Annotated in this window: 8 protein-coding genes and 3 tRNA genes; 8 read left to right on the top strand and 3 right to left on the bottom strand. The window is 58.8% G+C overall.

Annotated features, from left to right (window positions below; genetic code table 11):
* Positions 1-16 precede the first annotated feature (16 nt).
* The 7 genes from purF to RHM59_RS24680 all read left to right on the top strand — a co-directional run bounded on the left by purF (position 17) and on the right by RHM59_RS24680 (position 5,234).
* Positions 17-1,522 carry an amidophosphoribosyltransferase gene (gene purF, locus RHM59_RS24650; protein WP_322165457.1) on the top strand — a complete coding sequence of 502 codons (1,506 nt, stop codon included), beginning with the start codon at positions 17-19 and terminating at the stop codon, positions 1,520-1,522.
* A gap of 13 nt (positions 1,523-1,535) precedes the next feature.
* Complete coding sequence (locus tag RHM59_RS24655; protein ID WP_322165456.1) at positions 1,536-2,747, top strand: O-succinylhomoserine sulfhydrylase; 1,212 nt, start codon at positions 1,536-1,538, stop codon at positions 2,745-2,747.
* A gap of 11 nt (positions 2,748-2,758) precedes the next feature.
* Positions 2,759-3,532, top strand: a complete 774-nt coding sequence (locus RHM59_RS24660) for an SDR family oxidoreductase (protein WP_322185338.1) — start codon at positions 2,759-2,761, stop codon at positions 3,530-3,532.
* A gap of 183 nt (positions 3,533-3,715) precedes the next feature.
* Positions 3,716-3,791: transfer RNA gene (locus tag RHM59_RS24665), tRNA-Val, on the top strand.
* Positions 3,792-3,837: 46 nt separating this feature from the next.
* Positions 3,838-3,914 (top strand) — tRNA-Asp (locus RHM59_RS24670).
* Positions 3,915-4,045: 131 nt separating this feature from the next.
* Positions 4,046-4,122: transfer RNA gene (locus tag RHM59_RS24675), tRNA-Asp, on the top strand.
* Between the two features lie 230 nt (positions 4,123-4,352).
* Entirely contained in the window at positions 4,353-5,234 is an 882-nt protein-coding gene (locus tag RHM59_RS24680) for a DUF2242 domain-containing protein (protein WP_322285630.1), read from the top strand.
* A 58-nt stretch (positions 5,235-5,292) separates the two neighbouring features.
* Here RHM59_RS24680 and ilvA read toward each other — a convergent pair whose 3' ends face one another.
* The 3 genes from ilvA to RHM59_RS24695 form a co-directional block, all read right to left on the bottom strand.
* Positions 5,293-6,807 carry a threonine ammonia-lyase, biosynthetic gene (gene ilvA / locus RHM59_RS24685; protein WP_322171055.1) on the bottom strand — a complete coding sequence of 505 codons (1,515 nt, stop codon included), beginning with the start codon at positions 6,805-6,807 and terminating at the stop codon, positions 5,293-5,295.
* Between the two features lie 436 nt (positions 6,808-7,243).
* The gene (locus RHM59_RS24690; RefSeq protein WP_322285631.1) at positions 7,244-8,284 is read right to left on the bottom strand and encodes an AraC family transcriptional regulator; all 1,041 of its coding nucleotides are present in this window, start codon (positions 8,282-8,284) and stop codon (positions 7,244-7,246) included.
* 4 nt (positions 8,285-8,288) lie between these two features.
* Positions 8,289-9,389 carry a carbon-nitrogen hydrolase family protein gene (locus RHM59_RS24695; RefSeq protein ID WP_322185340.1) on the bottom strand — a complete coding sequence of 367 codons (1,101 nt, stop codon included), beginning with the start codon at positions 9,387-9,389 and terminating at the stop codon, positions 8,289-8,291.
* 308 nt (positions 9,390-9,697) lie between these two features.
* Between RHM59_RS24695 and RHM59_RS24700 the strand changes: the two genes are divergently transcribed.
* Positions 9,698-11,734, top strand: a complete 2,037-nt coding sequence (locus tag RHM59_RS24700) for an NADPH-dependent 2,4-dienoyl-CoA reductase (RefSeq protein ID WP_322165451.1) — start codon at positions 9,698-9,700, stop codon at positions 11,732-11,734.
* Positions 11,735-11,760: the final 26 nt, after the last annotated feature.

The raw sequence follows: 11,760 nt of genomic DNA on the forward strand, positions 1-11,760 counted from the left end.
GTAGGGGTTGTGTCGCATGTGTGGCATCGTCGGTATCGTCGGCAAGTCGAACGTCAATCAGGCGCTGTATGACGCGCTAACCGTCCTCCAGCACCGCGGCCAGGACGCTGCCGGTATTGTAACCAGCCACGGCGGCCGGTTATTCCTGCGCAAGGACAATGGGCTGGTCCGTGATGTGTTCCACCAGCGCCATATGCAGCGCCTGGTCGGCCACATGGGCATCGGCCATGTGCGCTATCCCACGGCGGGCAGCTCGACGTCGGCCGAAGCTCAACCGTTTTATGTGAACTCTCCATACGGCATCACGTTGGCCCACAACGGCAACCTGACCAACGTCGAGCAGTTGGCCAAGGAGATTTACGAATCTGACCTGCGCCATGTCAACACCAACTCCGACTCGGAAGTGTTGCTCAACATTTTCGCCCACGAACTGGCCCAGCGCGGCAAGCTGCAACCGACTGAAGAAGACGTGTTTGCTGCCGTAAGCGACGTGCACCACCGTTGTCGTGGCGGTTACGCCGTGGTTGCGATGATCACCGGTTATGGCATCGTCGGCTTCCGTGACCCGGACGCCATCCGTCCGATCGTCTTCGGTCAGCGTCATACCGACGGCGGCGTCGAATACATGATCGCCTCGGAAAGCGTGGCGCTGGACGTCCTCGGCTTCACCCTGATCCGCGATCTGGCGCCGGGCGAAGCGGTTTACATCACTGAAGACGGCAAGCTGCACACCCGTCAGTGCGCCAAAAATCCGAAATACTCACCGTGCATTTTCGAACACGTGTACCTGGCGCGTCCGGATTCGATCATCGATGGTATTTCGGTTTATAAGGCGCGTCTGCGCATGGGCGAGCGATTGGCAGACAAAATCCTTCGTGAGCGTCCTCAACACGACATCGACGTTGTGATCCCGATTCCAGACACCAGCCGCACCGCTGCGCTGGAACTGGCGAATCACTTAGGCGTGAAATTCCGCGAAGGTTTCGTCAAAAACCGTTACATCGGTCGCACATTCATCATGCCGGGGCAGGCCGCACGGAAAAAATCCGTACGCCAGAAGCTCAACGCTATTGAGCTGGAATTTCGCGGTAAAAACGTGATGCTGGTGGATGACTCCATTGTGCGTGGTACTACGTGCAAGCAGATCATTCAGATGGCCCGGGAAGCGGGCGCCAAGAATGTCTATTTCTGCTCGGCGGCACCTGCTGTTCGCTACCCGAACGTTTATGGTATCGACATGCCGAGCGCTCACGAGTTGATTGCGCATAACCGCACCACCCAGGACGTGGCCGATCTGATCGGTGCTGACTGGTTGATCTATCAGGACTTAAGCGACCTGATCGAAGCGGTAGGCGGCGGCAAGGTTAAAATCGATAGTTTCGATTGCTCGGTGTTCAATGGCGAGTACGTCACGGGCGATATCGACGAGCTCTACCTGAATAAGATCGAGCAGGCGCGTAACGATGCGTCCAAGGTCAAGACCCAAGCGGTCAGCGCCATTATCGATCTGTACAACAACTAAAGGAGTAGGCGGCATGACTCACGAATGGGATGCCGGTCGGCTAGACAGTGATCTCGACGGCGTGGGTTTCGACACCCTCGCTGTGCGTGCGGGTCAGCATCGCACGCCGGAAGGTGAGCATGGGGACCCGATGTTTTTCACCTCCAGCTATGTGTTTCGCAGTGCCGCAGACGCAGCGGCACGGTTCTCGGGCGAAGTGCCGGGCAACGTCTACTCGCGCTACACCAATCCGACCGTGCGTTCCTTCGAAGAGCGCATCGCGGCCCTTGAGGGCGCTGAACAAGCAGTTGCGACAGCGACGGGTATGGCAGCCATTCTGGCCATCGTCATGAGCCTGTGCAGCGCTGGCGATCATGTGCTGGTGTCGCGCAGTGTCTTCGGTTCGACCATTAGCTTGTTCGAGAAGTACTTCAAGCGCTTTGGCATTGAAGTGGATTACGTCCCGCTGGCTGATGTGTCCGGCTGGAACGCAGCCATCAAGGCCAACACCAAATTGCTGTTCGTCGAATCACCGTCCAATCCGTTGGCCGAGTTGGTGGACATCGCCGCGTTGGCCGAAGTCGCCCACGCCAAAGGTACGATGTTGGTGGTCGATAACTGCTTCTGTACGCCGGCACTGCAACAGCCACTGCTGCTGGGTGCTGACATCGTGATGCACTCGGCCACCAAATTCATCGATGGCCAAGGCCGTTGCATGGGTGGGGTGGTTGCCGGTCGCACCGAGCAAATGAAGGAAGTGGTCGGTTTCCTGCGTACCGCTGGGCCGACGTTAAGCCCGTTCAATGCCTGGATTTTCCTCAAAGGGCTGGAGACTTTGAACCTGCGCATGCGGGCTCACTGCGCCAGCGCGCTGCTATTGGCCGAATGGCTTGAGCAACAAGACGGCATCGAAAAAGTCCACTACGCGGGCCTTCAAAGCCATCCGCAGCATGAGTTGGCCAAGCGTCAGCAAAAGGGCTTTGGTGCGGTGGTCAGCTTTGAAGTCAAAGGCGGCAAAGAGGGTGCCTGGCGCTTTATCGATGCTACGCGGCTGATTTCGATCACGGCCAACTTGGGCGACACTAAAACCACCATTACCCACCCAAGTACTACTTCCCACGGACGCTTGGCGCCACAAGAGCGTGCAGCGGCCGGTATTCTAGACAGCTTGATCAGGGTTGCGGTTGGCCTTGAAGACGTTGCCGATCTGCAGGCTGATCTGGCGCGTGGTCTGGCGGCGTTGTGAGTGATTGGGCCGTGCAAGCGACCAGTGCCAGTAATGGCAAGGTCGCTTTGGTCACGGGGGCGGCGCGGGGCATCGGTTTGGGCATCGCCGCGTGGCTGATTTCCGAAAACTGGCAGGTGGTCCTGACGGACCTTGACCGTGACCGCGGCGTGAAAGTGTCGCAGGTACTGGGCGAGAACGCTTGGTTCATCGCCATGGACGTCGCCAGTGAAGAGCAAGTCAAAGCCGGGATAGCCGAAGTGCTTGGGCAGTTCGGCCGGCTTGACGCGTTGGTCTGCAACGCTGCGGTGGCTGACCCGCACAATACCATTCTTGAAACGCTGACCCTGTCGTACTGGAACCGCGTATTAGCGGTCAACCTCAGTGGACCCATGTTATTGGCCAAACACTGCGCGCCCTACCTGCGTGCGCACGGTGGCGCCATCGTCAACTTGACCTCGACCCGAGCCGCGCAGTCTGAACCGGACACGGAAGCTTACGCCGCGAGCAAGGGCGGCCTGTTGGCCCTTACGCACGCGTTGGCCATCAGCCTGGGGCCAGAGATCCGAGTCAACGCGGTCAGCCCCGGCTGGATCGATGCCCGCGACCCGTCGGTGCGTCGCGCAGAGCCGCTGTCGGACGCCGACCATGCTCAGCACCCGGCGGGCAGGGTAGGAACCGTCGAGGACGTGGCGGCGATGGTGGCCTGGCTGCTGTCGAAAAACGCTGGCTTCGTCACGGGACAGGAATTTGTCGTCGACGGCGGGATGACGAAAAAGATGTCTTACATCAGCGATAAGCCTTAAGTGACAAGCTGCAAGCTTCACGCGGTAAGCAGCAAGCTAGAAGCAGAGTGCGTCCTGCTTTTAACTTGCCGCTTGAGGCTTGTCACTGGAAGCTGGTTTCAGGCTGATTTCAAAAAAAACTTCAACGGGGCTATTGACTTAGGTTCGATACCCACGTAAATTTCGCGGCCTCAACGAAGCAAAGGGTGATTAGCTCAGCTGGGAGAGCAGCTGCCTTACAAGCAGCGGGTCGGCGGTTCGATCCCGTCATCACCCACCACTTCTTGAGGCTTTCGCAAGAAAGCTGGATGAAAATCCAACAATGCGCAGCGGTAGTTCAGTCGGTTAGAATACCGGCCTGTCACGCCGGGGGTCGCGGGTTCGAGTCCCGTCCGCTGCGCCATATTTTTCAGATCGGCTTGTACGGTCTGAGACTGGAACGCTCACAGAGCGGTCCTTTTAGGGTTTCACTGAAGCAGGCACTCGAAGGCCTGTTTCGAAAAAGGGTACATCGGATGCAAGTCCGAGCAACACGCAGCGGTAGTTCAGTCGGTTAGAATACCGGCCTGTCACGCCGGGGGTCGCGGGTTCGAGTCCCGTCCGCTGCGCCATACATGTGTTGAGGGTTCATTCGTGAGCCATCGATGCGCTGAAAAGCCCGCCTAGTGCGGGTTTTTTAGTTTCCGGGATTTGTATTCCGACCGACACGGACATTGCTGTGTAGAATCCCAACCGTCAGCCCGCATCGACCGTGTTTCCGAACGGCGTTGATCACGCGCCAACCTTGATGCAGACTTACCCCCGCGTTTCAGATCTACAGTTTTTTCTCCCAGGATTTTGAATGTCTAAATTACCGCGCTTTCGTACCGCATGCTGGGCCACGGCCCTGCTGGCCGCCGCAGGCTGCTCATCGCCCAAACAGGCGGTGTATGAGCATGAAAATTTCGACGATTCGGGGACGTTTTCAAGAACTTACCCAGTCTCCGACGCTGCCTCCTGCGAGGCGGCGCGTCGAGCCTTGCTTAGCCAAGGCTACATCATCACCAGCAATGACCCGAAAGTGATCAGTGGGCACAAAAGCTTCCAGCAAACGGGCGAAACCCACATGGAGATCAGCTTTAGCGTGGTCTGCGCAGCGGATGGTACGGCCAAAGGCGCCACGATGTTCGCCAACGCCCTGCAGGATCGCTATGCGCTGAAGAAGGTCAATAACTCCGCGAGCCTCGGTGTAGGCGTGCTGGGTTCGGTGTCGATGCCTATCGGGTCGACCGACGATTCCATGGTCAAGGTGGCCAGCGAGACGGTGGCATCACCCAAGTTCTATGACCGGTTCTTCGGGTTGGTGGAAAACTTCTTGCCGCCTGACGTGAAAAAAGCGGCGAACATCCCTGAGAAACCGAAAGCTGATCTGGGCATGCCTGAGCCTGTGGCTCACGCTGCGACGCCGGCAGCCGCGTTGGCTGAAAGCAAACCCGCCGCCCCCGTGCCTACTGCAGTAAAAGAGCCGGCCCCTGAAGCGGCGCCTGCGGCTGAAACCAGCGAGCCAGTTGCAGCGCCGGCTGAGCCTGCTGCGATCAAGGCAGAAGTCGTTACGCCAGCGCCGGTTCCTGCTCCAGCAGCGGAACCTGCGGCGACACCGGCCCCGACACCGACACCGACTCCTGACGCAGCGCCAGCATCAGTACCAACACCCGCTGCGACGGAAAAAACGACTACACCGTAAACGCAATGAGGGAAAACAGCCGCTGAGACGTCATTGTCCAGCGGCTTTTTCATGGGTGCTATCCAAGAAACATCGTGTACGCCGGGTTCTCGCTTTCATCCCAATGCGGATAGCCGATTTCCGCCAACGCCGCCGGTATCAGGTGCCGTTCGTCTTCCGGCACCACCAAACCAGCGACAACACGACCGTCCGCCGCGCCGTGGTTACGGTAGTGGAACATCGAAATATTCCACTGCCCGCCGAGTTTGTTGAGGAAGTTGAACAGCGCGCCCGGACGCTCTGGGAATTCGAAGCGCAACACCACTTCATCACTGACCCGTGCCGCGTGGCCGCCGACCATGTGCCGAATGTGCAGTTTCGCCAGCTCGTTATCGGTCAAGTCCAACACCGGAAAACCCTGCTCGGTCAGGCTGGCCAGCAGCGCGGCACGAGGGTCGGTGTCCGGGTGGGTTTGCACGCCAACGAAGATGTGGGCTTCGCGGTCGGTGTGGTAGCGGTAGTTGAATTCGGTGATCTGGCGTTTGCCGATGGCTTCGCAGAACGCCTTGAAGCTGCCCGGCTTTTCGGGAATGGTCACGGCAATGATTGCTTCGCGGCCTTCGCCCAACTCGGCACGCTCGGCCACGTGGCGCAGACGGTCGAAGTTGACGTTGGCCCCCGAGTCGATGGCGACCAATGTTTGCCCGCTGACGCCGTACAGCTCGACGTATTTCTTGATCCCGGCCACGCCCAGCGCACCCGCAGGCTCGGTGATCGAGCGGGTATCGTCGTAGATGTCCTTGATCGCCGCACAGATTTCATCGGTGCTGACGGTGATCACTTCGTCGACATAATCTTTGCAGATATCAAAGGTGTGCTGGCCGATCTGCGCCACCGCCACGCCGTCGGCGAACAATCCGACCTGGCTCAGCACCACGCGCTCACCCGCAGCCATCGCCGCTTGCAGGCAATTGGAATCGTCCGGTTCAACACCGATGACCTTGATGTCCGGGCGCAGGTATTTGACGTAGGCCGCGATGCCCGCGATCAAACCGCCGCCGCCCACCGGTACGAAAATCGCGTCAAGACGGCCCGGCTGCTGACGCAGAATCTCCATCGCCACGGTGCCTTGTCCGGCGATGGTGTCGGGATCGTCGTACGGGTGAACGTAGACGTAGCCTTTTTCATCGACCAGTTTCAGCGAGAACGCCAGCGCTTCGGGGAACGAATCGCCGTGCAACACCACGATGCCGCCCCGGGAGCGCACGCCTTCGACCTTGATCTCGGGGGTGGTTTTGGGCATGACGATGGTGGCTTTGACGCCCAGCACCTTGGCCGCCAATGCCAAGCCTTGCGCGTGATTGCCCGCCGACGCCGTGACCACACCGCGCGCCCGTTCGGTGTCGCTAAGCAGGGTGAGCTTGTTGTAAGCGCCGCGAATCTTGAACGAGAACACCGGCTGCAAGTCTTCGCGCTTGAGCAGCACCGTGTTGCCGAGGCGCTCGGACAGCTGGCGGGCGGTCTGCAACGGAGTTTCTACGGCTACGTCGTAAACGCGCGAGGTGAGGATTTTTTTGACGTACTGCTTGAGCAGGTCGGGATCGCGGGGCGGTGACATGTCTGACTCCAAGTACGAGCTGTGTGGCCCAGGAGACAGAAGAAAAACCCGCCTCGTGTGCGGGTTGGGTGCAAACGTCAGCTAGCCCGCCAAGATAGGAATGGCGGTAATAATAATCTGGCCGACGAAGTGCTGAGTTGAATTCATGGCCCGAAGGTATTCCGGATACGGTGGGCGAGTCAAGCTGGGATCCGGTGTACCGATAGACCCTTTCGCGAAGATGTCAGATCAGGCGTATTCATTTTTTCGTCACGTGGGCACTTTAAGGTGGAGGCCGTGGTCAGTCATTCAACGGTTTAAATTCAATAAAAAGGTGAATGCAATGGATGAGTATCAAGAAGAACTGCTTGAGTACCGGGCTTCGGAGCTGGACCCAGTAGAACCCGCCGACGACGCTACTGAGCTGTAGGCGTCAACCGGCTTGACGTTGGCTGCGGCGGAACTCTCCTGGGGTTTGCTCGTTCCAGCGCTTGAACGCACGTTGAAACGCCTCAGCGGAGGCAAAGCCCAACAAGTAAGCTATTTCTCCGAAGGCCAGTTCAGTGTCGCGGATGTAGGTCATCGCCAAGTCTCGGCGCGTGTCATTCAAAATGGCTCGAAACTGGGTGCCTTCTTCGGCCAATTTGCGGCGTAAGGTCCAAGTCGGCAGCTTTAGCCGAGCGGCCACTTCCTCCAGATCGGGTTCCCGCCCTCCGCTCAACAGCGGCCCAAGTAACTGAATGATGCGTTCACGCAGGCTTCGGGTGCGAGTCAGTTGCTCCAATTCCTTTTCACACAGCAACAGCAGATGCCGCCACGTGCTGGGGCAATGGTCCGGGTTACGCAGCGCCAAGCTTGTTTGGCTCAAGCGCAACTGGTTCATTTCAGCGCCGAAGCTCACCGAGTTGTCGCTCAAGTAGCGGTAGGCCTCGACGTAGAGCGGCTCCGAAAACTCGATTTCAATTTTTTCAACCAGCAAAGGTTGGCCAGCTAGGTTCGACAGCTGCTGAATCCAGCTGGCCAGAATCGAGTCCACGACGAAGCGGTTGTAGGCGTTGTAGGGGCTGATGGAGTAGAAACGCAACCAAGCTCCACGGGCGTCCTCATGGAAACTGGAGTGCCCGCGATAGTTGGCGCCATACAACGCCTCAAAACGAATCAGACAGCGGGCCGCTTCACGCACCGTGGGCGCTTGGGCGGCGGTGACGCCAGCCAACCCGGCTTGGCTGATGCGGCTCAACTGACCCATGCGCAACCCTAACCCCGGCTCGCCAGTCAGTTGGATCGCCGCATGCCCCAGGCGCATGTAACGCGGGATCGACAGCCGAGCGCCGGGCTCCGCCAAGCGTGCGGGGTCCAAGCCGTACTGTTCGAGCAGGGGCTGCGGGTCTTGGTCATAACTGCGTACGGCGTCCGCCAAGTTGTGAACAAAGCCGACTGATAAGTCGCCTAAAGGCACCCGTGGTGGATTCATCGGCTTACAGCCACAGGTTGATCAGGCGAGCGATATGCCCCGGCTGATCGTCGCTGAATTGATCGGCACCGGTCAGGCTATGGCGACTGGCAAAACTGTGACCCGAGCTGCCTTGATCCCAGAACTGACCGCGCATGAACACACTGAGACCCGCACGCGCAGTACTGCTCGGCTCAACGCCCGTCAGGGTCAATTGGTGCCAAGCGTCGCCTTCGCTGGTCTCTCCGGGCTTGAGGCGTATTTCGGCAGGTGTCGATGCGCTGCGCAACCCCCGCCACGGTTTCGACCACAGACCGTTGCCCACCACAAAAGCCGGAACGGCGATCAATTCGGCGCCTTTAGCGTTCAACTGCGCGTAATTGCCTGGGTACCAGCTGTCGCTGCCGACCAATACCCCAAGCCGCCCGGCGGGTGTGTCGATGACCTTTAAATCGGCACTCGCTGCCGGTTTGATGTAGTTACGCTCGGTGAAGTTGGGGTACACCTGACGCTGCGGTTGGCCAATGGGCAAGCCGTCACTACCAAACACTACGCTGCTGTTGTACAGCGCGCCGGAGCCTACATGCAGTTGGCCGGCCTTGACGCTGGGGTCTGGCAGCACAATCGAGCCGGCCACCACGGTCACGCCAAAGGTTTTGGCCAAGCCACCAAACAGCGCTTGGTAATCCCTGGCCATAGACCGGGCGTTCATGCGCAAATAGGCATCGTCGAATCGGTTGCGGCCCTTGGCCTGAGACAGCGCGCGAAGGAATCGCAGCGGGTTACTCACCGACAGCCAATTCATGGCTTCCTGAAGCGTGGTCGCTTGATACAGCTGATCCTTTTCGCCGCTGACAAACAACCACGTGCCGACATGCTCAGGCAGGATCACGATGGTTTTGCGGTTGATCAAGCCGTGATCGCGAGCCTGCTGCAAATAGGCCGCAAGTTTTCGCTGCAGGTGTTCGGGACTTTGATAATCGCTGGGCGACAGGTCCGGCTGAATCCCCAGCAAATTGCCGTTATCACCTGGCTGACCTTCATTCACCGTCAGTTCAATGCGCAAATCGGAAAGATACAGGCTCACGGGGCGCTGCCCGGTCCAGACGGCATAGCTGATGATCATCGTAATCAGCAGCAGACCAACGATGAAATTGAAGGTTTTGCGTAAGGGGGACACAGAGAGCTGCCGTGTGCGAGGTTTGCTGACTAGGGTAGGGCGGTGAGCGGCACTTGCCAAGCGTCGCTGTACGATTGGATCAATAAGTTGTCACTTTCAGTCATTGAGTGTGGTCGGTTGGCTCTTTAATGTCGGGGTCATGGACAGGTGGGGCGAACGGGTGCAGCTTTCGCACGTTTCCCTAAGGCCTGAATAATTGACGGCGGTCCCATTGAGGGCCCCCGCATCCCGTGATCACGCTCGATGGAGTTTCTATGTCCGCCGCCCTTTACCCGCATTTGTTGGCCCCGCTGGACCTCGGCTTTACCACGTTGCGCAACCGCACTCTAATGGGTTCGATGCACACCGGTCTTGAAGAAAAACCAGGTGGTTTCGAACGCATGGCGGCTTATTTTGCCGAGCGTGCGCGCGGCGGTGTCGGTCTGATCGTCACCGGTGGTATCGGCCCCAACGACGAGGGTGGAGTGTATTCCGGGGCAGCCAAGCTGACCACGATGGAAGAGGCGGAAAAACACCGTATCGTCACCCAGGCAGTGCACGAAGCGGGCGGCAAGATCTGCATGCAGATCCTTCATGCTGGGCGTTATGCCTACAGCCCGAAACAAGTGGCACCGAGCGCGATTCAGGCGCCGATCAATCCGTTCAAGCCTAAAGAGCTGGACGAGGAAGGCATCGAGAAACAGATTCAGGATTTCGTCACCTGTTCGACCCTGGCGCAAATCGCCGAGTACGACGGTGTTGAAATCATGGGCTCGGAAGGTTATTTCATTAACCAGTTCCTGGCCGCCCATACCAACCACCGTACCGACCGTTGGGGTGGCAGTTATGAAAATCGCATGCGCCTGGCGGTGGAAATCGTCCGCCGTGTGCGTGAGGCCGTAGGCCCGAATTTCATCATCATTTTCCGCCTGTCGATGCTGGACCTGGTCGCCGGCGGTAGCGTCTGGGAAGAAGTCGTGCAGCTGGCGCAAGCCATTGAGCAGGCGGGCGCGACCCTCATCAATACCGGTATCGGCTGGCACGAGGCACGGATTCCGACCATCGCCACCAAAGTACCGCGCGCTGCCTTCAGCAAAGTCACGGCCAAATTGCGCGGCGCGGTGAAGATCCCACTGATCACCACCAACCGCATCAACACCCCGGAAGTCGCCGAGCAGGTCCTCAGCGAAGGCGACGCTGATATGGTTTCCATGGCGCGGCCGTTTCTGGCGGACGCAGACTTCGTCAACAAAGCCGCCGCCGGGCGCAGCGACGAAATCAACACCTGTATCGGCTGCAACCAAGCCTGCCTCGACCACACCTTCGGCGGCAAACTCACCAGTTGCCTGGTCAACCCAAGGGCGTGTCACGAAACTGAACTCAATTACGTGCCGACCAAGCAGATCAAAAAAATCGCCGTCATTGGTGCCGGCCCTGCGGGGTTGGCGGCTTCGACAGTGGCTGCAGAGCGTGGGCATCAGGTGACATTGTTTGATTCGGCCAGCGAAATCGGCGGGCAGTTCAACATCGCCAAACGTGTGCCGGGCAAAGAAGAGTTCTCTGAAACCCTGCGTTATTTTGCGCGCAAGCTGCAAACCACTGGGGTTGAGGTGTGCCTGAATACGCGGGTAGCGGTCAGCGATTTGGTCGGGGCGGGGTACGACGAGATTATTTTGGCCACGGGTATCGCGCCACGTACGCCGGCCATTCCCGGTGTTGAGCATGCCAAGGTGCTGAATTACCTCGACGTGATTCTGGAACGCAAACCCGTCGGCAAAAGCGTCGCGGTGATTGGTGCCGGGGGAATTGGCTTCGACGTCTGCGAATACCTGGTGCATCAAGGCGTCTCAACTAGCCTCGACCGCACGGCATTCTGGAAAGAGTGGGGCATCGACGTTGCTCTGGAAGCCCGAGGTGGCGTAGCCGGTATCAAAGCCGAACCGCATGCGCCTGCGCGTCAGGTGTTCCTGTTGCAGCGCAAGGCCTCCAAAGTCGGCGATGGCTTGGGTAAAACCACTGGCTGGATTCACCGCACCGGCTTGAAGAACAAGCACGTGCAAATGCTCAACGGCGTCGAATACCTGAACATCGACGACGCGGGCCTGCACATTCGTGTTGGCGAAGGCGAGCCGCAGATTTTGCCTGTGGATAACATCGTTATTTGCGCGGGCCAGGACCCGTTGCGTGAGCTGTATGACGGGTTGGTGGAGGCGGGCCAGAATGTCCACCTGATCGGCGGCGCAGACATTGCCGCTGAACTGGATGCCAAGCGGGCGATCAATCAGGGCTCGCGTTTGGCTGCGGAGCTGTAAGACTCCGCACCAAAATCTGTAGGAGC

The organism is Pseudomonas sp. MH10 (genome assembly GCF_034353045.1).
Classification (GTDB): domain Bacteria; phylum Pseudomonadota; class Gammaproteobacteria; order Pseudomonadales; family Pseudomonadaceae; genus Aquipseudomonas.